The sequence below is a fragment of the Tenacibaculum gallaicum genome (assembly GCF_003387615.1).
Lineage (GTDB): Bacteria > Bacteroidota > Bacteroidia > Flavobacteriales > Flavobacteriaceae > Polaribacter > Polaribacter gallaicus.
Map to the genome: position 1 here is coordinate 237,671 of NZ_QUNS01000003.1, position 21,121 is coordinate 258,791.

The 21,121-nt window shown below is 29.4% G+C and carries 26 protein-coding genes; 22 read left to right on the top strand and 4 right to left on the bottom strand.

Annotation, left to right across the window (positions count from 1 at the left end; genetic code table 11):
* The first annotated feature begins 7 nt into the window (after positions 1 to 7).
* From C7448_RS07950 to C7448_RS07960, 3 genes are all read left to right on the top strand, one after another.
* A complete protein-coding gene (locus tag C7448_RS07950) occupies positions 8 to 391 on the top strand; it encodes a DUF6249 domain-containing protein (RefSeq protein WP_115900833.1) in 384 nt (127 codons plus the stop codon).
* Between the two features lie 104 nt (positions 392 to 495).
* The gene (locus C7448_RS07955; protein ID WP_115900834.1) at positions 496 to 1,824 is read left to right on the top strand and encodes a M28 family peptidase; all 1,329 of its coding nucleotides are present in this window, start codon (positions 496 to 498) and stop codon (positions 1,822 to 1,824) included.
* 3 nt (positions 1,825 to 1,827) lie between these two features.
* Complete coding sequence (locus C7448_RS07960; protein ID WP_115900835.1) at positions 1,828 to 2,394, top strand: YdeI/OmpD-associated family protein; 567 nt, start codon at positions 1,828 to 1,830, stop codon at positions 2,392 to 2,394.
* 407 nt (positions 2,395 to 2,801) lie between these two features.
* On the opposite strand, the gene C7448_RS07965 is transcribed toward C7448_RS07960, so the two are convergent.
* From C7448_RS07965 to C7448_RS07975, 3 genes are read right to left on the bottom strand one after another with little or no spacing between them, the layout of a single operon-like run.
* Positions 2,802 to 3,602 (bottom strand): TIGR00266 family protein, encoded by an 801-nt coding sequence (locus C7448_RS07965; protein ID WP_115900836.1) that lies wholly within the window; start codon positions 3,600 to 3,602, stop codon positions 2,802 to 2,804.
* Between the two features lie 33 nt (positions 3,603 to 3,635).
* Positions 3,636 to 4,493 carry a class D beta-lactamase gene (gene blaOXA / locus C7448_RS07970; protein WP_115900837.1) on the bottom strand — a complete coding sequence of 286 codons (858 nt, stop codon included), beginning with the start codon at positions 4,491 to 4,493 and terminating at the stop codon, positions 3,636 to 3,638.
* 7 nt (positions 4,494 to 4,500) lie between these two features.
* Positions 4,501 to 4,956, bottom strand: coding sequence for a DUF4442 domain-containing protein (locus tag C7448_RS07975; RefSeq protein WP_115900986.1), 456 nt, complete (start codon positions 4,954 to 4,956; stop codon positions 4,501 to 4,503).
* 154 nt (positions 4,957 to 5,110) lie between these two features.
* On the opposite strand from C7448_RS07975, the gene C7448_RS07980 reads away from it, so the two are divergent.
* The 19 genes from C7448_RS07980 to C7448_RS16160 all read left to right on the top strand — a co-directional run bounded on the left by C7448_RS07980 (position 5,111) and on the right by C7448_RS16160 (position 20,238).
* The gene (locus C7448_RS07980) at positions 5,111 to 5,539 is read left to right on the top strand and encodes a DUF4870 domain-containing protein (RefSeq protein WP_115900838.1); all 429 of its coding nucleotides are present in this window, start codon (positions 5,111 to 5,113) and stop codon (positions 5,537 to 5,539) included.
* A 17-nt stretch (positions 5,540 to 5,556) separates the two neighbouring features.
* Entirely contained in the window at positions 5,557 to 5,901 is a 345-nt protein-coding gene (locus tag C7448_RS07985; RefSeq protein ID WP_115900839.1) for a PadR family transcriptional regulator, read from the top strand.
* A complete protein-coding gene (locus C7448_RS07990) occupies positions 5,894 to 7,870 on the top strand; it encodes a PspC domain-containing protein (protein WP_115900840.1) in 1,977 nt (658 codons plus the stop codon). Before C7448_RS07985 ends, C7448_RS07990 begins: the two co-directional genes overlap by 8 nt.
* Before the next feature lie 19 nt (positions 7,871 to 7,889).
* On the top strand, positions 7,890 to 8,396 hold the full coding sequence (locus C7448_RS07995) for a nuclear transport factor 2 family protein (protein WP_245939455.1): 507 nt from the start codon (positions 7,890 to 7,892) through the stop codon (positions 8,394 to 8,396).
* A 209-nt stretch (positions 8,397 to 8,605) separates the two neighbouring features.
* A complete protein-coding gene (locus tag C7448_RS08000) occupies positions 8,606 to 10,069 on the top strand; it encodes a potassium/proton antiporter (RefSeq protein WP_115900841.1) in 1,464 nt (487 codons plus the stop codon).
* A gap of 40 nt (positions 10,070 to 10,109) precedes the next feature.
* The gene (locus tag C7448_RS08005) at positions 10,110 to 10,481 is read left to right on the top strand and encodes a hypothetical protein (RefSeq protein ID WP_115900842.1); all 372 of its coding nucleotides are present in this window, start codon (positions 10,110 to 10,112) and stop codon (positions 10,479 to 10,481) included.
* Between the two features lie 104 nt (positions 10,482 to 10,585).
* Complete coding sequence (locus C7448_RS08010) at positions 10,586 to 11,053, top strand: hypothetical protein (RefSeq protein WP_115900843.1); 468 nt, start codon at positions 10,586 to 10,588, stop codon at positions 11,051 to 11,053.
* Between the two features lie 197 nt (positions 11,054 to 11,250).
* Positions 11,251 to 12,558 (top strand): short-chain dehydrogenase, encoded by a 1,308-nt coding sequence (locus C7448_RS08015; RefSeq protein WP_115900844.1) that lies wholly within the window; start codon positions 11,251 to 11,253, stop codon positions 12,556 to 12,558.
* A gap of 61 nt (positions 12,559 to 12,619) precedes the next feature.
* Entirely contained in the window at positions 12,620 to 13,021 is a 402-nt protein-coding gene (locus C7448_RS08020; RefSeq protein ID WP_115900845.1) for a hypothetical protein, read from the top strand.
* 46 nt (positions 13,022 to 13,067) lie between these two features.
* Positions 13,068 to 14,027 (top strand): hypothetical protein, encoded by a 960-nt coding sequence (locus C7448_RS08025; protein WP_115900846.1) that lies wholly within the window; start codon positions 13,068 to 13,070, stop codon positions 14,025 to 14,027.
* Complete coding sequence (locus C7448_RS08030; protein ID WP_115900847.1) at positions 14,027 to 14,602, top strand: Crp/Fnr family transcriptional regulator; 576 nt, start codon at positions 14,027 to 14,029, stop codon at positions 14,600 to 14,602. The genes C7448_RS08025 and C7448_RS08030 overlap by 1 nt, the downstream gene beginning before the upstream one ends.
* A gap of 60 nt (positions 14,603 to 14,662) precedes the next feature.
* On the top strand, positions 14,663 to 15,433 hold the full coding sequence (locus tag C7448_RS08035; RefSeq protein ID WP_115900848.1) for an MBL fold metallo-hydrolase: 771 nt from the start codon (positions 14,663 to 14,665) through the stop codon (positions 15,431 to 15,433).
* A 49-nt stretch (positions 15,434 to 15,482) separates the two neighbouring features.
* Positions 15,483 to 16,310 (top strand): alpha/beta hydrolase, encoded by an 828-nt coding sequence (locus C7448_RS08040; RefSeq protein WP_115900849.1) that lies wholly within the window; start codon positions 15,483 to 15,485, stop codon positions 16,308 to 16,310.
* A gap of 44 nt (positions 16,311 to 16,354) precedes the next feature.
* Entirely contained in the window at positions 16,355 to 16,741 is a 387-nt protein-coding gene (locus tag C7448_RS08045) for a nuclear transport factor 2-like protein (RefSeq protein ID WP_115900850.1), read from the top strand.
* Between the two features lie 135 nt (positions 16,742 to 16,876).
* The gene (locus C7448_RS08050; protein ID WP_115900851.1) at positions 16,877 to 17,662 is read left to right on the top strand and encodes a hypothetical protein; all 786 of its coding nucleotides are present in this window, start codon (positions 16,877 to 16,879) and stop codon (positions 17,660 to 17,662) included.
* A 70-nt stretch (positions 17,663 to 17,732) separates the two neighbouring features.
* Positions 17,733 to 18,299: a cysteine hydrolase family protein gene (locus tag C7448_RS08055; protein WP_115900852.1), complete on the top strand. Its 567-nt coding sequence runs from the start codon at positions 17,733 to 17,735 to the stop codon at positions 18,297 to 18,299.
* Between the two features lie 206 nt (positions 18,300 to 18,505).
* On the top strand, positions 18,506 to 18,988 hold the full coding sequence (locus tag C7448_RS08060) for a YdeI/OmpD-associated family protein (RefSeq protein ID WP_115900853.1): 483 nt from the start codon (positions 18,506 to 18,508) through the stop codon (positions 18,986 to 18,988).
* A gap of 341 nt (positions 18,989 to 19,329) precedes the next feature.
* Entirely contained in the window at positions 19,330 to 19,683 is a 354-nt protein-coding gene (locus C7448_RS08065) for a VOC family protein (protein ID WP_115900854.1), read from the top strand.
* Between the two features lie 447 nt (positions 19,684 to 20,130).
* Complete coding sequence (locus C7448_RS16160) at positions 20,131 to 20,238, top strand: serine hydrolase (RefSeq protein WP_115900988.1); 108 nt, start codon at positions 20,131 to 20,133, stop codon at positions 20,236 to 20,238.
* 63 nt (positions 20,239 to 20,301) lie between these two features.
* Here the strand turns inward: C7448_RS16160 and C7448_RS08075 are convergent, their stop codons facing one another.
* Positions 20,302 to 21,024 (bottom strand): hypothetical protein, encoded by a 723-nt coding sequence (locus C7448_RS08075; RefSeq protein ID WP_115900855.1) that lies wholly within the window; start codon positions 21,022 to 21,024, stop codon positions 20,302 to 20,304.
* Positions 21,025 to 21,121 lie beyond the last annotated feature (97 nt).

Consider the following 21,121-nt stretch of genomic DNA (forward strand, 5'->3'; position numbering starts at 1 on the left):
CAAAAATATGGAAGTAGCAATTGTATTTATGTTCTTGTTTGCAGTAATATTCGGAATCTTTTATTTATTCTATTCAACAAGAAATAAGGAACGTTTAGCTTTAATTGAAAAAGGTGTAGATGCCAAAATTTTTATGCAAGGCGAAAAAAAGCGTTCTACATTAACAGGTAGGGTAATTATCTTAAACTTAGCTTTATTAGCTATGGGAATAGGTGTTGGTGTTTTATTAGGTGCTATTTTAAGTTCTTTATTTGGGTATAGTGGTTCTTGGGCAGATAGACCATCAAACGCTATTGACTCAGAAGTTTTCTTTATCTCATCTATTTTTCTTTGTGCAGGTGGGGCCTTATTAATCGGTTTTAATCATACTAAAAAATTAGACAACGAATAAAATTTGTTTAAATAATCAATTACTTTAATAAATATGTTAAAAGAGAATAAAGCTAATTTTATTCTCTTTTTTGTTTTGTAATTTAGTAAGCTAAATTCCTTAACATGAGAAAATTCACGGTACTATTCTTATTAATTTCTACGACAATATCAGCGCAAACCGACACTAAAATATACGATATTATTAATGCTATTTCGACAGATAGAATCAAAACTTATATTACTACACTAACAAACTTCGGAACACGTCACACATTAAGTGACACTATTTCAAATACTCGTGGAATAGGTGCTGCACGTCGTTGGATTAAATCTGAATTTGAAGAAATCTCTTCTGATTGTAACAGTTGTTTAGAGGTGTTTTATCAAAAAGACTTCGTTAAAAAAGGAGTCAACAAAAGAATTACCAAAGATGTTTGGGTTGTTAATGTCCTTGCCGTTCAAAAAGGAAGTAAATATCCTAATAATTATATTATTATGAGTGGTGATATTGATTCTCGAATTTCTGATCCTAATAATTTTACCGATGATGCTCCTGGAGCTAATGACAACGCCTCTGGAATGGCTGGAACAATTGAAGCGGCTCGTGTTTTAAGTAATTATACATTTGAAAACAGTATTATTTATGTTGGTTTGTCTGGTGAAGAACAAGGTTTGTTTGGAGGAAAAGGATTAGCTGAATATGCTAAAGAAAAAGACTGGAATATTGTAGGTGTTATGAATAACGATATGATTGGAAACATTAAAGGTGTTGATGGAGTAATTGACAATCGTACGTTTAGAATTTTCTCTGAACCTGTACCTCCTACAGAAACAGAACTTCAACGGAAAGCACGTCGTTTTTACGGTGGCGAGGTGGACGGAGTATCACGCCAATTAGCACGTTACATATACAAAACTACCAAAACCTATATGCCAGAAATGAATCCGAAAATGATTTATCGCTTAGACAGATTTGGTCGTGGCGGACATCATAGACCTTTTAACGATGCTGGCTTTGCTGGTATTAGAATTATGGAAGCTCATGAAAACTACACACAACAACATCAAGATATTAGAACCGAAAATGGTATTGAATATGGTGACCGATTAAAGTTTGTAAATTTTGATTATGCTAAAAAATTAACTGCTGTAAACGCTATTAACTTAGCAAGCATTGCTGCTGCACCACCTTCACCAAAAAATGTAAGAATTGGTGGTATTGTTGAAGCTTCTGCTAAACTACAGTGGAATAAAGTTGAGGGGGCTAAAGGCTATAAAATCTATTGGAGAGACACCACCTCTCCTACTTGGGATAATTTCAAGTATATAGAAAATACTACTGAGTTTACTTTAGAGGGGATTGTTTTAGACAATTACTTCTTCGGAGTAAGTGCTGTTGGTAAAAACGGACACGAAAGTATTGTTTCGTTCCCTTCAAAAATTATACGTTAATCGATGAATAATAAACCTCATTTATACTTTAAAACCGATATTGAATGGCGAGTTTGGTTATTAGAAAACCATCATAAAAGTGACGGAGTTCACCTAATTTTATACAAGATTGATGTTGACATACCTAGTATGCGATGGGAAGAAGCTGTAAAAGTAGCCTTATGTTTTGGTTGGATTGATAGCACTGTAAAAAGTTTAGGAAACGGCAAGAGACGACAATATTTTTGTCCTCGAAAACCTAAAAGTGTTTGGAGTGCTTTAAATAAGAAGTATATTGAAGAATTAATTAAAAATGACCTAATGCATCCTTCAGGAATTACCTCTGTTAAAATTGCTAAAAAAAATGGCTCTTGGACAGCTTTAGATCCTGTAGAAAAATTGATTGTTCCAAAAGACCTACAAATTGAGTTTGATAAAAACCCTACCTCTTTTAATAACTATCAAAACTTTGCGCCATCTTACCGTAAGAATTACTTATACTGGATATACCAAGCTAAAAGAGAGGCCACAAGAATAAAACGAATTAATGAAATTATTCGTTTGTGTGAGGCCAATATAAAATCTAAATAAATACCCTTCGGGCTTGCACTAAGGCTTTAAATTCTTAAACTAATTTCAATTGAATATTTTTATGTAAAACCTCAAACCCTTCCTTTTTTTAAAAACTGATTGTCAATACATTAAAAAACGATCTTCTCACTACTATGACTGCCCACCCTATTTAGTATATTAAAACACTCTGATGTAAAAAAAGGAACGTATCCCTTATCTTTTCCCATTTTCAAAAAAGTTAATTTCATATCTATTCAATGACTAAACAAGTCTTCCTTAAAATAATATCTACTTTAGAACTTAAAACAAAACGTCTATATTTAGTCGAAAAAATTAAATGATATAGAAGCCTTAAAATATTATCTATGTAGATAAAAACTGTAACGGTTTTTTAGGACGCCACGATACTACTTTATAGGTTATAATTAAAAACGATTATCTCCATCTAAGATATCTCCTAAACCACCTAAAACACTTCCTTCTCCTCTATCACCTTTGCCTGTTTGAGGCGCCATTGCTAATACCCTTCCTGCTAATCGGCTAAATGGTAATGATTGAATATATACAGTTCCAGGACCTCTCAACTTTGCAAAAAACAATCCTTCTCCTCCAAAAATAGTATTTTTTATCCCTCCAACAAATTCAATATCATAATCAACACCTTGTGTAAAACCTACAATACATCCTGTATCTACCTTTAAAATTTCCCCAGGCTGTAAGACCTTTTTTGCCATAGTACCACCTGCATGTACAAAACCAATACCATCTCCTTCCATTTTTTGCATAATAAATCCTTCACCTCCAAACAATCCTCTACCTAAACGTTTTGAAAACTCTATCCCGATAGACACACCTTTAGCTGCACATAAAAAAGCATCTTTTTGACAAATAAACTTCCCACCAAACTCAGTTAAATCAATCGGAATTATTTTCCCTGGATATGGTGATGCGAAAGAAACTTGTTTTTTTCCTTGACCATCATTGGTAAAAACCGTCATAAACAGGCTTTCACCTGTTAAGATTCGTTTTCCAGCAGAAAAAATTTTCCCTAACAATCCTTTTTCTTGATTTGAACCGTCTCCAAAAATTGTATTCATTTTTACATCAGCATCCATCATCATAAAACTACCACTTTCGGCAACTACTCCTTCTTGCGGGTCTAATTCTATTTCTACATACTGCATTTCTTCTCCAAAAATGCGATAATCTATTTCGTGTGCATTCATAATTTTTTGTTTTATATTTATAAGAAGAGTTTTTTACTGTTTTGTTACAAATGATTTATTTTCTCCTAAAACTTTTAATTCGTCAAGAGCCTTAAAAGTCACTTCTTTTCTTTCTCTACTAAAAAACTTCATATCAAAATTCTTTTTTGGAACTACATTTGTTGCAAAAAAATAAGCTCTGTTTTTAACTAAAACATAACCAACAAACCAACCATTATTTTCTACACCTCTTACTGACCAACCTGTTTTACCTCTCAATACATACTGATTGCTTTTATACATTATCATCATACTTTTCATGATACTATCGGTACGTTCACTAATAAGTAATTCTGAATTATGTAATCGTTTTAAAAAGTCTATTTGCTGAAATTGATTAATCTTTGATTTACCTTCTAACCAAAAATTATCTAAAGTTGTTTCGTTTACATCCATTAAACCAAAATCTAACTTTGCTAAACTGGATTTCATTCTTTCAACTCCAATCTTTCTAGCAACCTCTTGGTAACATGGAACACAAGAATAATGAAAAGCTTCGTTAAACGTTAAATCTTGCTCCCAAATCTTTAGATACCTAGATTCTCCATTCCATTTAAAGATTGCGCTATCATTTTTTACAACTCCAGCTTCTAAAGCAATGATAGAATTCGGAATTTTAAATGTTGACGCTGGTAAATTTCCAGCTTTACACCAATCAAAATTATTAGAATAATACACATCTTTATGCAAATCATAAACTAGTATAGCTCCTTCTAACTTTGTACTATCAAGAATTTTCTGAAACTGATTACTAACTAAAAACTTTGTTTCAACTTTCTCTTTTTTACTCTTTTCTTCACTCTTACAAGAAAATAGCAGTACTATAATTATAAAAACATAATTAAACCTCACCACAAAACTAATTTTTTACCTTTAAACTCCATTCATATTCAAATTTTGAAACAGAAACCCCTTCTTCATTAAAACCTTCTGAAGTAACAGTTATTGTTTGCCCTTCACCTGTATCAATTGCTTTTTGTATCGCTTCTCTTATTAATTTACCATCGTTACATTCAAAACGTATTTTCCCTGTAGCCTTTTTAGTAAAAGTTCCATTCATGTTAGTAACCAGCATAGAAATTTTTTTATTCGACGCACCTATTTCTTTCATTACCAAAATACCGGTAGATAATTCCGATGCCATTCCTTGCACTGCCCAAAACATTGATTTAAATGGATTTTGATTTACCCATTTGTGGGTTACTTTAACCACTGCTGTATCGTTAGTAAGTGACTTTAATCGTACTCCAGTAAAAAAAGCTGAGGGTAACTTAAATAATAAAAAGGCATTAACTTTTTTAGGTATAAACTTCATTTTTTCAGTATTTACAGGCAATGTACAGCTTTTTATTTAATTATATCATTTCGTTTAAATGTTAAATTTTGTTAATTTCTAGTACTATGTATTGCATAATACCTTTTAAAAGATATATATTTGCATTATAAAGTATTATATAAATTATTTCACTATGCAACACAACAACCAAAATACCAATGCTTTTTTAATACATATTTCTGCTTTTGCAGGGTATCTATTTCCTTTAGGAAGTATTATCACCCCGCTTATATTATGGCAAACCTTAAAAGAGAGAAGTCCTTTTTTAGATGAACATGGTAAAGAGGCCGTTAATTTTAACATCAGTTATAGTTTATACATTTTTATACTAGGCCTTTCTTTTATTCCTTTTTTCTTCGGAAGTATTTTTAATGGATTTAATGGTATAGATATCGATTTTGGTGGACATCATGGACATAGAGGATTATTTAGCTTTTTTGGTTTTGCTTCAGTAGTAAGTATCGTTGCTCTTATTAAAGTAGCACTGATAATTATAGCTGCCATGAAAGCTAACAAAGGTGAAATGTATCATTACCCGCTTACAATAAAATTTATAAAATAACCCATAAACCGCATTACATGAAGATAGAAAACACAAAAGCACAAATGCGTAAGGGCGTTTTAGAATATTGCATCTTATCTATTTTACAAAACGGAGATGCCTATACCTCTGAAATACTCTCAAGCCTTAAAAGTGCAGAAATGATTGTGGTTGAAGGAACCATATATCCGTTACTTACCCGCTTAAAAAATGCAGGATTATTAAGTTACAGATGGGAAGAATCAACCTCTGGGCCACCAAGAAAATATTACGTACTCACAGAAAACGGCGGAATGTTTTTAAAAGAATTAAATAAAACATGGTATAATTTAGTAAACGCAGTAAACCAAGTAACAAGTACAAAATCAACTAAAGATGAATAAGACAATAAATATAAACCTGGGCGGATTTTTCTTCCATATAGATGAAATTGCCTATCAGAAATTAAAACGATACTTAGACGCCATCGCTCGTTCGTTAAGTAACGATCCGCAAGGAAAAAATGAAATTATAGCAGATATCGAAGCTCGTATTAGCGAATTATTATCTGAAAGAATTACCGATGCTCGTCAAGTAGTAAATGAAAGCGATATTGAAGAAATTATTGCTATCATGGGACAACCAGAGGATTATGCAGAAGCTGAAGAAGGGTATAACGAGAATGCTTCTTACAACTACAATAGAAACACCTCTAGCAAAAAAATGTTTAGAGATGGTGACGATAAGTTTTTAGGAGGAGTTTGTTCTGGACTTGGACATTATTTTAATATTGATGTTGTTTGGATTCGTTTAGCTTTCCTTATTTTAACATTAGCAGGGTTTGGTTTCGGAATTATAGGATATATCATTTTATGGATTATTTTGCCTGAAGCTAAAACTACCTCAGAAAAATTACAGATGGAAGGTGAAGCTGTAAATATTGATAACATTGAAAAAAAAATTCGTAACGAATTTGAAAACCTTTCTTCAAAAGTAAAGGAAGGCGCCCATGATTTATCGGATAAAATTTCCAATGCTGATTATCAAAAACTACGTAACCAAACTAAATCTGGTTTTCAGGATTTCATAGACACTATCGGTAAAATTTTATTAGCCATATTTAAAGTGTTTGGTAAATTCATGGGCGTATTATTAATATTTATCGCTGGTATTACCATCATCTCATTATTGTTAGGCTTATTTTCGGTAGGAAGCTTAGAAATCTTAAATTTTGATGGAGATATGATTCACTACCCTCCTTTCTTCTACGATTCGGCAATGCCTAAATGGTTGTTAATGACATTTGTTTTCTTTTTAATAGGAATTCCTTTTGTTGTCTTATTTATTTTAGGATTACGAATTTTATCTCCTAATGTTAAAAGACTCGGTATTGCTACAGTTTTAACATTATTCGGGCTTTGGCTAATTTCCTTATTAGCTATTGGGTTCTCTGGTATTGAATATTTTACCACTCATGCTTATGATGGTGCACATATTTCAAAACACAGCATTACATACGATAAAGAAGAGCCACTAAAACTAAGAATAGTAAACGATGATAATATTTATTACCAACACAGTTTACGAAATCGTGATAACTCAATATCTGTTCATGTAAATGATAAAGAAATGAAATACTCTAACGATATAAATATAGATGTTCGTAAGAGTGAAACAGGCAGTGCATACATAGAAATCAAAAAAACTTCAGAAGGAAGAAAACGTAACGATGCTAATAATAATGCTGAAGCGATTCAGTACAATTTTAAAACGGCTAACAATACTATTGTTTTTGATGCTTTTTTTATCAGTGAATACAAAAACATGTGGAAAGATGAAGAAATTGATGCCGTTTTATACATTCCTGAAGGAACAACTATATATTTTGAAGGTTCGTCTCGTAACTTTCTAGATAATGTAAACAACATTCAAGATGTATACGATCGTGATATGGCTAATCATCATTTTAAAATGACATCTAAAGGTTTTGAATGTATGGATTGTGATGATGAAGATATCAATAATAATGATTCTGATAATTGGGACTCTAATAACGACGACGATGTAAGTTTTTTATTTGATAGTACTATAAATGATGTAAAAGCTGAATTAATTATTACTAAAGAAACTACTAAAAAAGAATTAGAAAAACTTGCTGACTGGTTTAAAAAACGTAAAAATATTGACATCGATTTTTCTGATTCTGATTTTTATCCTGACGGAAAAATTAAAACCTATTCTTTAACTGTAGACTGTAACGACGGATTTAATGGTAACAGTGTCTATAAAGGAGTAATAATTAATAACGGTAAACACGGATTTACTAGAAAGTATAGCGAAGAAGATAAAAGCTTAGCTTTTAAAATTTGGTAAACGCATAAACTGAAAAACTATGAACGATTTATTTGACTTCTTCTTTAAGGGTAATTTTTTTATAAAAATAGTTACCCTGCTATATACACTATTACTTTCTTGGGTAATGAACGGACAGGTACAAGAAATTCCTAATTATAAACCTGTTGATATTGACTTACACAATCAAATTGTAAAAATGGATAGCATTTTTTTCAATGCTTACAATACATGTGATATGAAAGTACAATCTAATATTTTAAGTGATAATATTGAGTTTTTTCATGATAAAGGAGGTTTGTCTACTTCTAAAAGTGAAATTATTGCTGCTACTAAAAAAAATATTTGTGGCAAGGTTACCCGTACCTTAATAAAAGGGAGCATTGAAGTGTATCCTATAAATAATTATGGAGCTGTAGAAATTGGATATCATACGTTTTTTAATAATAGAGAACCTAATGCTAGGTCTATTCCTAGTAAGTTTATAGCTATTTGGAAAAAAGAAAATGCTCAGTGGTTAATGACAAAAGTTATTAGCCTACATTAATTTGTTGAGACCAAAAAATAAGAGATACATCTTATTTTAATTATCGTAACAATATAAAAAACATTAGTTCATTGGTTTAGCTAACTCCGATGACACTAATACTTGGTTTTATTAGTTAAGCCAAAGCTCTTTAGCTTTGGCTTTTTCTTTATATAAATCCCACTAATTAAAATACTAAAACCTATATCTTTGTTTAAAATTTTCCTCGTATGAGTTTAACCATTGAGAACATTTTACTAATAGGGTCTTTATTACTTTTAATAAGTATTATTGTCGGAAAAACGTCATATAAATTTGGAGTTCCTACCTTATTGCTATTCTTAAGTATTGGAATGTTAGCTGGCTCTGATGGTATTGGAGGTATTATTTTTGACGATCCAAAAGCTGCACAATTTATAGGAATTGTTTCTTTAAATTTTATTTTATTTTCAGGGGGATTAGACACCAATTGGAAAGCAGTAAAACCGATTCTTAAAGAAGGTTTAGTACTCTCTACTTTAGGTGTATTACTTACGGCAGTATCCTTAGGGCTATTTGTTTGGAATGTTACTAATTTTACAATTTTCGAAAGTTTACTACTAGGAGCTATTGTTTCTTCTACCGATGCTGCTGCAGTATTCTCTATTTTACGTTCTAAAAACTTAGCATTAAGAGAAAATTTGCGTCCTACCTTAGAATTAGAAAGTGGTAGTAACGACCCTATGGCATATGTATTAACTATTGCTTTTTTAACGTTAGTTATCAACCAAGATCAAAGTATTACTTCAATTATTCCTTTATTCTTACAACAAATGGTTTTTGGAGCTATTACAGGTTTTTTATTTGGAATGTTAAGTAAAACTATAATTAATAGTATTAAGCTTGATTTTGAAGGATTATATCCTGTTTTAGTAATTGCACTCATGTTTATTACCTTCTCATTTAGTGATTTTATAGGCGGCAACGGGTTCCTTGCTATTTATATATGTGCTGTTTATTTAGGAAATCAAAACTTAATACATAAAAAAACCATCTTAAAAATGTTTGATGGTTTGGCTTGGTTAATGCAAATTGTACTCTTCTTAACATTAGGCTTGCTTGTTTTTCCATCACAAATCATTCCTTACTTAGGTATTGGACTTATAATCTCTTTATTCTTAATTTTTATTGCTCGTCCTGTAGGTGTTTTTATTAGTTTACTTTTTTTTAAAATGAAACTAAGAAGACGTTTTTACATTTCATGGGTCGGTTTACGTGGAGCAGTTCCTATAGTATTTGCTACCTATCCTCTTTTAGCTGGTATAGATAAAGCTAATATTATTTTTAACATTGTTTTTTTTATTTCTGTTACTTCCATATTAATACAGGGTACTACATTAAGTATTGTTGCTAAATGGTTAAATGTTGCCTTACCAGAAGAAACAAAGAAATTAAGTGCTACTGATATGCTCTTACAAGAAAACCCAAAAGCTTTAATGGAAGAAATTGTAATTACTAAATCGTGTGCTGCTGTAGGTAAAAAAATTGTAGAATTGAATTTCCCTAAAAATGCTATAATTGCCATGATAAAAAGAGATGGAAGTTATCTAACTCCCAATGGTTCTACTACAATAAATGCTTCCGATATTTTAATTGTCCTTGCTGATAAAATTACTATTTTTAAAGAAGTTAATAAAAGCCTTAAAAACCAATAGTTAATCAATTTAATTTTAAATATTAGATTACCTTTGTAGTATGAATAAGTTGTTGAGGTTTTTAAGCGTACTATTTGTAACAGTAGTGTATTTTTCTGCTATTAGTTATACCCAAAAAAATCAATCTTTTTCTAAAGTTTTTGAAAGCGATAATTCTTCTCATGAAAAATATGTTCAAAAACTTTCTCCCAAAGCTTTATACCATACTTCTGAATCAGAAAACCTTTCAAACTACCTTAACAACCTTCCCACAACAAATGTAAAAAACTCATTTTCTGGATTTGGTATAACTTTAAAATCTATTGAATTATTTTTCAACAGAAAATACCTTCAATATACTTTACTATCAAGAAGTATATTAATAAATCACAGAAAGTCCGATTTAATTTTTCCTTTTCATTATCACTGGTGAAGCTTCATTTAGTTTTTACAGTGAATTAATCAAACTCATCATTAAAAAAATAATACTCTTTATGAATTAAAGAGTAAAACTTAATACAATTAATTAAAAATAAAATGGATTTAGGAACCACAATTGTTGGTGCTACACTATTAGTTATGTGTGTAGGTCCCTTTATACTCGTACGCAAAAAACAATTAACAAAAAGGAATAAAAAACTCCAAGCACTACATACTCTTTCGCAAGAGCATAATTGTACCATACAAGAATATGAGTTTTGTAATGATTTTGTTTTGGGAATTGATAAAACAAAAAAAACTCTTTTCTTTTACAAACAATCTCAAGAAAACACATATAGTAAAATTATTGATTTACAAACTATTGAAGAATGTACAGTTGTAAAAAAAACAAGAAATATAAACGATAGAACACTCTCTTTAATACAACTTAACTTCATTAATGCTAGTAAAAAGGAGAATATTAGTATTACAATTTATAATGAAGAAACAGACCTTTTAATCAGCAATGAGTTATTAGTTGCCAATAAATGGTCTCTCTTAATTAACAGTAATTTAAAAAAATAGTAAATACAAACAATCTAAGCCTTAAACAATTTAAGGCTTAGATTTTAATTAAAAACTTTTTTACACTTGCCATATATCTTTTTTATGAATATTTTCGACAAAAATTATAGTTATAAATTAACTACTATTTAAATACAAAAAAAGGAATAGGACAGTTACCAAAAAATTATTCGTTCTTTCTATTATTCAAAACCGCTATGAAAACAGTTTACATAATAAACTTTAAACACCTACTTCCTGTACTATTTTTACTGACTATTAGTTGCTCAACTAAAAATAAAACAGACGAAGAACTACTTGAAAAAGACAAAATTGAATTAAAAGAAAATTTAGACTCTTATAAAATAGCAACGTATAAATTTGGTAAAATTTTAATTCGTTCTTCAGCTGAAAAAGACACTATCTCAACAGAGTTTCAATCTTTTAAAAAAGATCTCGATAAGATTTTTAATAAAGTTGTAAAATATAATGTTGAAACCCCTGAAAGCTTATCATTATTAGACTACATTTTAATATACCGAGACTATAAAAGAATGGAAGGCTTCATTATGAAAACAGATGAAGATGTTTTTCCGACATTAGTAGATGCTTTTAATATAGTTTATGGAGACTCTATAAGTAAAAAAAGAGAATATTATAAAGGAAAGGAAAAAGAATATGTTCAGAATATAGAACATGCTGTTCTAAGTGCAATTGTAATATTAAGTAAAGACTTAGGAAAAGAAGTATCGCTTTACGAGTGCACAAAGACAAACCCAGAATTACTTCCTGACTCTGAAATTAAGACTTTACTACAATACTTTAGAGGTTTCCTTTTTTTTGAAAAGGGACTTTATTATTTATCTGAAGATGAAATTTCAAGAAACATTAATTGGTTAAATAATAATAAAAATGTGGATTTACCCTATACCAGAGCTTTCTTTCAATGGGGAAATCTTGATAATGAAAGTACTCATTTAGGGCTTCATTCATTAAATCACTTATTTAGAGGTTTCGATCGACTAATGATGGAAAGAGAAATTGATGAAAAACGCGCACTTGAAGATTTTGAAGCATTTTTAAAAGACGCTAATAAAATTGGTTTAAATAATGAAATTACTTGGTCGATAGAAACCTATTTATATTTAAAAAACGAAGAAAACGAAAAGGCTATTGCTTCTTTAACCAAACTTAAAACAAGTGACCTTCTTTCTTCAGAAGATAAAAAAAGAATAGATGAATCTATTGAATATGTTAAAAACAGGGAGTCAGGTAAAGTATTAAATGGTTTTTATGATAAATTCTTTTTAAGTAAAATCGCCACAAAATACATGTATGCAATTTTATCTAAAGTAGATTGGGGAAAAGTCATGAAGAAACAAAACATTCCTCATACAGATGAAATACTTAAAACCATTGACAATTTGAAAAGTTTTATTGATAACTTAAAAAAGTATGCTAGTACAGAGGACTTAAAAAACAAAGGGAAAAGTCTCTGGAACAAAACAAAAGAACTAGCTAAGTAATATTGGTTATAGTTCTTATAAAAAAGAAACATATAATATATTAAAACACTTAAAAATTAAAATGGGAAAAATTAAAATTGAAAGCACAGTTGGTGCTAAAATCTATGTTAACGAAAAAGAATTAGGTTTAATAAAAAGAGAAGATAAAGAATATGAGTTAGATAATGGCGAGTACGAAATTTACGCCAAAGCATCTTGGTGTGGTAGTCAAAAAATCAACATAAATGTTACTAATGATAAAACCGTAACCTTAACTCTTAACAGTTTTAAATATGAGGGAATTATAAAAGCTATTATGATGGTATTTGTTGCTCTATTTATGTTTTCTAAAAGTCTTATTTTTCTGATTCTTGCTGGAATTATCATTCTATACCCTTTGTATTATATATCATTCGGAAAAGATAATTACTTAGAATTAAATGAGAAGAATGAAAATAGTCTAGCCAACACAAACAACATTTAATTTTTACTTTAACAAAACTCAACCTGTATCCCCCAATAAAACAGTTATGAATTACAAAATAATAAAACTACTATTTGACCCAAGAGAAACTATTAATAAAGAAGAGTTTTTATTTGGGATAATAGTTCTATTCTTTTTAGCTTTTATTTTTATTCTTGATTTTACTATAATTAATAGTGTTACGTCGATTATAAGCTCAAAAGGTGCTCTGCTATTAGCTATGCATAAAGTTATAAGACCATTTACTATCCCTAATTTACCTGTAGGTTTTATTTTATTTTACAGCGTTTTAACTTTAACTATTAAAAGAGTAAAAGACTTAAATTCTAATTTATGGGTAGGTGCTTTAGTTGGAACACTTATTTTTCTTTTTTTTGATGTTGTTTTTTTAAAACCAACTACTAGCCTAGGGATGTTTTCTAATATGTTGGGGATCGAAATTGATAATCAAGTAAAGGTTTTTCATGCATTTAACATCATTTTTTATGTTATTTTAGGCATAAGTTCAATACTCTTCCTTTCAGTTCTTAAAGGAACTAAACCTCATATAAAGGATGGATATAAAAAAGGAAGTTTAACTATTAATCAATTTATTAAACAATTAGGGCTTCTATTTATTACTGCTTTTATTTTCTCTATACTATTTGGTACTATTTTAGTTATAGCTGATAATAACAATTCTCTTAATCGAAATATGTTTTGGCAATCAATTATTTTTGGTATTCCTAGTCTTTTAATCATTATATGGTATTTAAAACTGGTTTACATGAGGTTAAATAACACTACTTTTTCTTTCTTCAACTATATTTTATGTTTAATAGTTTATATTATAAGTTTTGCCGCCCTAATTATAATAACTTCTAAAGTTGATAACTTAAACTATATAAATATGTCTTTAACTTTTTTCTCAGTTATTAGTATCGCATTTTCATTTATAAACCTTTCTTTATTTTTGTTAGATAAAGATTCTAAGCCATTGGTATTTGGAATTGAAAAACAAGATTAATGAAACAATTTTCAGAAATTTCTAAATTCTTCGAAACTGAGTTTCCTTTAAATCAACACGGACTTGATGAACTATTTAGTCTATTTAAAGTAGAAAAACATGCTAAAGGAATTATTTTTCTTCAAGAAAGCTCCAAAGAAAAAAAGTTACGTTTTTTAAATAATGGAATTGTAAGAGAGTATTATGCAAATGAGGACAAGGAAGTCAATATTAACTTTTACATAAAACCTCAGTTTATATCCGATTTACTAACTTTTAGTCAAAATACTACTACCAAGAAAAATCAAGAGACCTTAACTTCTGTAGAAATTTTAAGTATTGAAAGACAACCTTTTTTTAATTTGTTAGAAAAGTATCAATGTGGTAAAACCTTTGTTAATGCCTCTTTTCAAAAACTATTAAAACAAAAAGAAAAATTAGAATTTAATCGCATAACAAAATCACCTGAAGAATTATACAACGAGTTATTCATTTACAAACCTGAATGGATACAAAACATACCTCAATATCATTTAGCTTCTTACTTAAACATAACTCCAGAAACGTTAAGTAGAATTAAAAAACGTATTTCTTGATTTGAATCAATGAAAACAAATAGTTTATAAAAGACATTTGCATAACTAAAATATTATACAATGTTACACATACATCAAATAAGAAACGCTACTACAATTATTGAAACTGAAAAAGAGGTTATTCTTGTAGATCCTATGTTAGGTGACCAAGGGATTATGCCTCCATTTACTCTCTTTAGACATAAAGTTAGAAAGAACCCAACTGTTCCTCTTCCTATAGAAACACATATACTTCTTAAAAAAGTAACCCATTGCTTAATAACCCATCAACATCCTGACCATATAGATAATGCAGGCGTACAATTTCTAATAAAAAATAACATTCCTGTTACCTGTAGTGTAAAAGATGAAAAAGCTTTTAAAAAGAGAGGGTTAAACATTGTACAAAGTCTAAAATATTGGGAGCAACAACCTTTTTTAGGAGGCGAAATTGAAGGAATACCTGCCAAACATGGTTATGGCTTTGTAGCTAAACTTATGGGGAATGTATTGGGTTTCTATATAAAGCTTCCCAATCAAAAAACTATTTATCTCAGCTCTGATACAGTTTATACTGACGCTATGCATAATGTATTAACTAACTATAAACCAGACATTAACATCTTAGCTTGCGGAGCCGCTCAGTTTGATGTTTTCAAACAACTTATTATGAGCGTAGAAGATATTCTTCAATTTGTAAAAAATTCTTCAGGCTTAGTCATTGCTAATCATATGGAAGCTATAAATCATTGCCCATTAACTCGAAAAAAGCTTAAAATTATACTAAAACAACATAATTTGCTTGATAAGACTTGCATTCCTGAAGATGGAGAACTAGTAACTATTGAGTAAAAGTCTCTTATATTTACATAATTGTATGATAACCATTATTATTAATAATATGAAACAGAAAATTTTAACTCTTGCCATTCTATTAATTACAATTTCAACATTTGCTCAAAGTACTCCTGTAAAAGTTAATGAAGGTGATTTTTCTATCGGAAAAACAGTTCAAATAAAATCTACTGTTTTGAAAGAAGACAGAACGTTAAATATTTATTTTCCTGCAAGCTATAATACTGATAAATCAAAAAAATATCCAGTTATTTATTTACTAGATGGCTCTAAAGATGAAGATTTTATTCACATTACCGGAATTGTACAATTTGGTTCATTCTCTTGGATAAATATGCTTCCTGAAGCTATCGTAGTGGGAATTGGAAATGTAGATAGAAAAAGAGACTTTACGTATCCATCTTCTATAGAGATCGACCAAAAAGAGTTTCCTACCTCAGGAAGCTCTAAAAAATTCATTCAATTTCTTAAAAAAGAACTTCTTCCTTTTATTGATACTAATTACAGAACTACAAATGGCAAAACACTAATCGGTCAATCACTTGGAGGGCTTTTAGCTACAGAAGTTTTATTCAAAACCCCTACTCTTTTTAACAATTACATAATTGTAAGTCCGAGTCTTTGGTGGGATGATGAAAAACTTTTAACCTTTACACCAGTAAAGTACGACACTAAGAAGAACATTTACATTGCTGTTGGTAAAGAAGGACCAACTATGGAAAGAACTGCCAAAGAACTACACGATAAACTACTGAGTAAAAAAACTAAAAACACGAAGCTTTATTTCGACTTTTTAGAAGATAAAACTCATGGAGATGCTTTACATGAAGCCGTGTACAATGCTTTTGAAAAAATATTTAAAGTAGAAAAATAATATATACTACTCATTCTTTTTACTACAAATTAAAATTAAATAAAATGGTAAAAATTATTTCAAGTCCCAACTGTGGAAACTCACCAAAAATGACATTTTTAAAAGAGTTTAATATCGCCTTTGCAAACGGAAACATGGAATTTCTTACCGAAAGTGTTACTGATGAAATAGTTTGGAGTATAGTTGGCGATAGAAAAATTGAAGGAAGGAAAGAGTTTATTGAAGAATTAAAAAAAATAAAAGAGAAAGAGGTAACCGAATTAACACTTAAACAAATCTTATCTCACGGAAAAGAGGGCGCTGTAAATGGAACTATTAAAATGCAAAACGGAAAAAAACATGCTTTTTCAAACTTTTATTTTTTCAAAGGAGCGAAAGGTGCTAAAATAAAATTAATAACATCGTATATCATTGAAGTTGATCTACAATAAAAACAGTTTTTTAACACTTATAAAGAACCTAATCTTTGTAAATTTAGCTTTTCAATTTAATTAAAAAAGTTCTATAGGCAAGCCTCACTACTTTTTACTTACAAAAACATTAATAATAACTAAAAAAACAATACTATGGGTTGGGATATAAGTTATCACCCTATATCAGAAAAGCAAGTAAACGATTGGTATTTTGATGTATTAGATGATCAAAGTTTAATTGAAAAAGTAATCTCAGAAAATACCTTTGAAAATTTTTACAAAGACCATTATAAAGAAGTCATTGAAAACGGCTTAAACATTAAAGAAGATGATATTTTTGATAAAAGCCATGGATTTAACATAGCTGTTACACAAGGTTTCTTTCAAAAATTCTTTTATACAAGAGGTTCAGCTCTTTCTCTTTCAGAAAATCCTTTGCTAAAAAAGTATTATAAAAAATGGCAAGAAATAGTACCTAATGAAAAGTTAACCAAAAGTGTAAACAATCAAATTTTTGAGAATTATTGCTCTGGTGTTTACATTCCTCAAAATAAGGTTACTGAATTATTAAATGATTATGAAAGCGATTCTGAAATTAAAAAAGAATTAAACGACTTGTTTTCACACGATAGAATTAACGTTTTCCTTAAAGCTTTAAACTTTTCAAAAGACAACAAGTTAGGTTTACTAGAAGCTACAGAAGTTATAGAGCCTAACCCGATGGACTTAAACAATTCGTCATGCTATTCTAACTTGTTTAACTGTGATCCTGAAGGTGCTCTACTATATCAACAAGCAGCTATGGAGCAAATTGCAGCAATTGAGAAAAGTGACAGTTTAAACGAAGAAACTACAAAAACAGAACATGAAGAGATCGATATAACATCCGGTAATAAAAAAGAAAAAAAGAGTTTCTGGAAAAAACTACTTGGAAAATAAATTAAGAACTAGTTATCCTAAGTATTATTCATATTCAAAACCTTTATACAGTATTAAATAAAACTTAAGCATGAAATTAAGAGAAAAAAATCCAGCTTTAATCCTTGTAGATGTCCAAAAAGCTTTCTTAAACGAAGAATATTGGGGCGGTAATAGAAACAATAAAAATGCTGAAATTATTTGCGGAAAAATATTAAACAAATGGAGAGAACTAGACTTACCTATTTTTCATATAAGACATAGTTCTACAAACCCAAACTCAAAACTTAATAAACAAGATGATGGTTTTAATTTTAACGAAAATGTAATACCATTAGAAAACGAAACTATAATAACTAAAGAAGTAAATAGTGCTTTTATTGGAACCGATTTAAAAGAACAATTAGACCAACAAGCTATTACAACTCTAGTTATTGTAGGAATTACAACTAATCATTGTGTATCAACAACTACCAGAATGGCTGGTAATTTTGGTTTTGAAACCTATCTAATTTCTGACGCTACGGCCTCTTTTGATAGAGTTGGTATTAACGGAGAAAAATACGATGCCGAAATAATACATTTAACCTCTCTCGCTAATTTGAATGAAGAATTTGCTACAGTAATAGATTACGAAAAATTAATATACAAAATATAACTTTTGAATATTTTATAGTTAAACTAACTTACAAAATTGAACTCGAAAAAGTTGCCCTTTTTTAAGTAAATATATTAAATTTTTAAACGAACAGGCTTTGGGTGTTGTTTCGATAATGATGAAACATCATTTTTATGTTTATTTATCTATATTTGAGAGAACAAATTGTTAATAGCTTGGTAACAAGCTAAAAAGTTATCGCTTGAATGAAAACATTTAAAGCAAAAATTGAAATTATAGGAATCAACCCATTCGTTTTTATCCCGAATGATATTTTAGACTATCTTTTTGAAAAGGCAGGGAAAAACAAAGGAAAAATCCCTGTCCATATCAAAGTGGAAGGAAATAAATTTGAACAGACTTTGATAAAATACAGCGGGCATTGGCGATTATATTTAAACACACCGATGAGAAAGTCTGCCAAAAAGGAAGTTGGACAAATGACAAAAATTGAAATCGAGTTTGACTCAAGCGAGAGAAAAATACCCTTTCATCCAAAGTTCAGAAAGGCATTGAATGAGAATGAGAGCGCAAGAAAAATATTTGATAGTTTAGCACCATCCTTACAAAAGGAAATTTTGAAATATCTATCATTTCTGAAAACAGAAAAAAGTATTGATAAAAACGTGGAAAGGGCAATCGAATTCCTAAACGGAAATACAAGGTTTATTGGACGAGACAAACCATAAAATAACTAAAAAAAGAAAATAGCACAATAAAGCTAGCACAAACTATGTTGATTATATTTTTTTGGATTGCTTAAAAATTCACCAAATGCCTTTCTACAAAACCAGACGAACTGTTTAATAAGAAAAGATCTTCAATTTTTTCGACCACTCCTAAAGTCATTAAGCATATCTAGAACACCGAAAAGATATTGGTATTCAATATCGGTAGAAAAAATAAAAGTAAATAATGAATATAAAATAACAATTTAAATACTAACCAAACAATGGTCTATAATTTTTATACAGTAAAAAAAACAATCGGAACAAAAGTTAATGTTTAAATAAAAATACTTAACAAAACAATGCGTAGGATAGTACCAAATATTTACTCCAATAACATAAAAGAAAGTAAGGAGTTCTATACTGATTTTTTAGGAATGAATTTAGAGATGGATATGGGTTGGATTTTAACTTTTGTATCAAGAAATAATGAGACCGCACAAATTTCCGTTTTTCGTAATGAGGAAAACAAACCATTAAACAATTCATCTGTTTTTTTATCAATAGAAGTAACCGATATTGATAATTGGTACGTGCGCGCTAAAAAACAGAATATAGAAATCGTATATCCTATAACTAATGAAAATTGGGGAGTTAGAAGGTTTTTTATAAAGGATCCGAATGGAGTTACTATAAATTTATTAAGCCACTTATAACTGCTGAAATGAGAAAAGCTAATTACCAACAATAACTATAAATGATTGCTTGTTCTTACCTACTTCTTAAAATCATTACAAACTCTCTATTCAGTTTGTATTTACTAAACTAAGAGTTCAAACAATGTAACTAATTTTATATAGCACTACTCTATCAACAGATTAAAAATAGTCAGGCCTCATATTATGGTGTTAAACTCATAAATGACACTTTACAATACTCTAATAATTCTCATAATATATTTGAAATAGGTTCTATAACTAAAGTATTTTAACTTTCCTATAGCTAATAACAAAATAACTGTACTACAATTAGCAAACCATACATCAGGAATACCTAAGTTACCGTCAAACTTAAATCTAGAAAAGGTTGATCAGTCTAACCCATATAAAAATTATAAAAAAGAAGACTTAAAAGAATATCTTAAAAGAATATCTTAAAACAGAATAGAATTTGAGAACACACCAGGAACTAATCATGAATATTCAAACATAGGTTTTGGAATATTAGGCTATTTACTAGAAGCTCAAGCTGGTTTAACCTATTCTGAATAATGTAAAAAAACCTGTGACACTAAGTATCGCAGGTTTTTAATACAGCTAATTATATTGTAATGATTAGTCATCCAATAACTCTGCTGCAGTTTTTAGTTTTTCTTTTAATAATTCAGCTAAATCTTTGTTTCCATCTACATCTTCTGGACTAATTTCTATAGTACCATCTTCATTGCCATCAATAGCTGTAGATAAATCTACTTGACTTAGCATAGTATTTAGGTCAAAATTAACAGTTACCTCAGTTAAACTTTCAGAAACGATAATATCAGTCATTTCGTTTTCAAAATCTACTTCAATTTCTTCTTCAAAATCGTGCCAGAAGATAAACGGTACAGCATTTATAGAGCCTTTAATAACAACTGTTTTGTTAAACATATCACTAGATTCATCTGTATTTTTATCAAATTCAAACTCGATTTCTTCGTAATCAGCTTTTGGAAGTTCTAAAGAAGTAATGTTTGATGTTCCAGTTAACAAATCTAACTGAAATGGTCCTCTTAACTCAATTTCATCATCAGAACTTATGATACTGTCATTCATAGTATCCTGGTACTTATCATCAAATTCTAACTCTATTTCTGTGATATTTAGTTTAAATTCAGAAATGGTTACTTCGGCATTATTTACATTTTTTGAAGCAATTTTGCTTTGATTAAATGTATTAGTTGAAGACGCTTTAATTCTTAAGTTTTCATTATTTCCTTCGTCGCTAGTACAAGAAGTTCCTAATAACATTAATGAGGTTGCACTTAATAATAACACTGTTTTTTGTAATGCTTTCATGTATTTATTTTATTTGTTTATAGCCTTAAGACAACCTTATCTTTAAATTACCTACCCTAAAAATTTATTTTTTCCGAAACAAAAACACTACCTACTA

What these genes read in the sequence shown, in the direction of transcription:
- C7448_RS07950 (WP_115900833.1), top strand. Translation starts at nt 8, where the DNA reads ATGGAAGTAGCAATTGTATTTATGTTCTTGTTTGCAGTAATATTCGGA.
- C7448_RS07955 (WP_115900834.1), top strand. Translation starts at nt 496, where the DNA reads ATGAGAAAATTCACGGTACTATTCTTATTAATTTCTACGACAATATCA.
- C7448_RS07960 (WP_115900835.1), top strand. Translation starts at nt 1,828, where the DNA reads ATGAATAATAAACCTCATTTATACTTTAAAACCGATATTGAATGGCGA.
- C7448_RS07965 (WP_115900836.1), bottom strand. Translation starts at nt 3,602, where the DNA reads ATGAATGCACACGAAATAGATTATCGCATTTTTGGAGAAGAAATGCAG.
- C7448_RS07975 (WP_115900986.1), bottom strand. Translation starts at nt 4,956, where the DNA reads ATGAAGTTTATACCTAAAAAAGTTAATGCCTTTTTATTATTTAAGTTA.
- C7448_RS07980 (WP_115900838.1), top strand. Translation starts at nt 5,111, where the DNA reads ATGCAACACAACAACCAAAATACCAATGCTTTTTTAATACATATTTCT.
- C7448_RS07985 (WP_115900839.1), top strand. Translation starts at nt 5,557, where the DNA reads ATGAAGATAGAAAACACAAAAGCACAAATGCGTAAGGGCGTTTTAGAA.
- C7448_RS07990 (WP_115900840.1), top strand. Translation starts at nt 5,894, where the DNA reads ATGAATAAGACAATAAATATAAACCTGGGCGGATTTTTCTTCCATATA.
- C7448_RS07995 (WP_245939455.1), top strand. Translation starts at nt 7,890, where the DNA reads ATGAACGATTTATTTGACTTCTTCTTTAAGGGTAATTTTTTTATAAAA.
- C7448_RS08000 (WP_115900841.1), top strand. Translation starts at nt 8,606, where the DNA reads ATGAGTTTAACCATTGAGAACATTTTACTAATAGGGTCTTTATTACTT.
- C7448_RS08005 (WP_115900842.1), top strand. Translation starts at nt 10,110, where the DNA reads ATGAATAAGTTGTTGAGGTTTTTAAGCGTACTATTTGTAACAGTAGTG.
- C7448_RS08010 (WP_115900843.1), top strand. Translation starts at nt 10,586, where the DNA reads ATGGATTTAGGAACCACAATTGTTGGTGCTACACTATTAGTTATGTGT.
- C7448_RS08015 (WP_115900844.1), top strand. Translation starts at nt 11,251, where the DNA reads ATGAAAACAGTTTACATAATAAACTTTAAACACCTACTTCCTGTACTA.
- C7448_RS08020 (WP_115900845.1), top strand. Translation starts at nt 12,620, where the DNA reads ATGGGAAAAATTAAAATTGAAAGCACAGTTGGTGCTAAAATCTATGTT.
- C7448_RS08025 (WP_115900846.1), top strand. Translation starts at nt 13,068, where the DNA reads ATGAATTACAAAATAATAAAACTACTATTTGACCCAAGAGAAACTATT.
- C7448_RS08030 (WP_115900847.1), top strand. Translation starts at nt 14,027, where the DNA reads ATGAAACAATTTTCAGAAATTTCTAAATTCTTCGAAACTGAGTTTCCT.
- C7448_RS08035 (WP_115900848.1), top strand. Translation starts at nt 14,663, where the DNA reads ATGTTACACATACATCAAATAAGAAACGCTACTACAATTATTGAAACT.
- C7448_RS08040 (WP_115900849.1), top strand. Translation starts at nt 15,483, where the DNA reads ATGAAACAGAAAATTTTAACTCTTGCCATTCTATTAATTACAATTTCA.
- C7448_RS08045 (WP_115900850.1), top strand. Translation starts at nt 16,355, where the DNA reads ATGGTAAAAATTATTTCAAGTCCCAACTGTGGAAACTCACCAAAAATG.
- C7448_RS08050 (WP_115900851.1), top strand. Translation starts at nt 16,877, where the DNA reads ATGGGTTGGGATATAAGTTATCACCCTATATCAGAAAAGCAAGTAAAC.
- C7448_RS08055 (WP_115900852.1), top strand. Translation starts at nt 17,733, where the DNA reads ATGAAATTAAGAGAAAAAAATCCAGCTTTAATCCTTGTAGATGTCCAA.
- C7448_RS08060 (WP_115900853.1), top strand. Translation starts at nt 18,506, where the DNA reads ATGAAAACATTTAAAGCAAAAATTGAAATTATAGGAATCAACCCATTC.
- C7448_RS08065 (WP_115900854.1), top strand. Translation starts at nt 19,330, where the DNA reads ATGCGTAGGATAGTACCAAATATTTACTCCAATAACATAAAAGAAAGT.
- C7448_RS08075 (WP_115900855.1), bottom strand. Translation starts at nt 21,024, where the DNA reads ATGAAAGCATTACAAAAAACAGTGTTATTATTAAGTGCAACCTCATTA.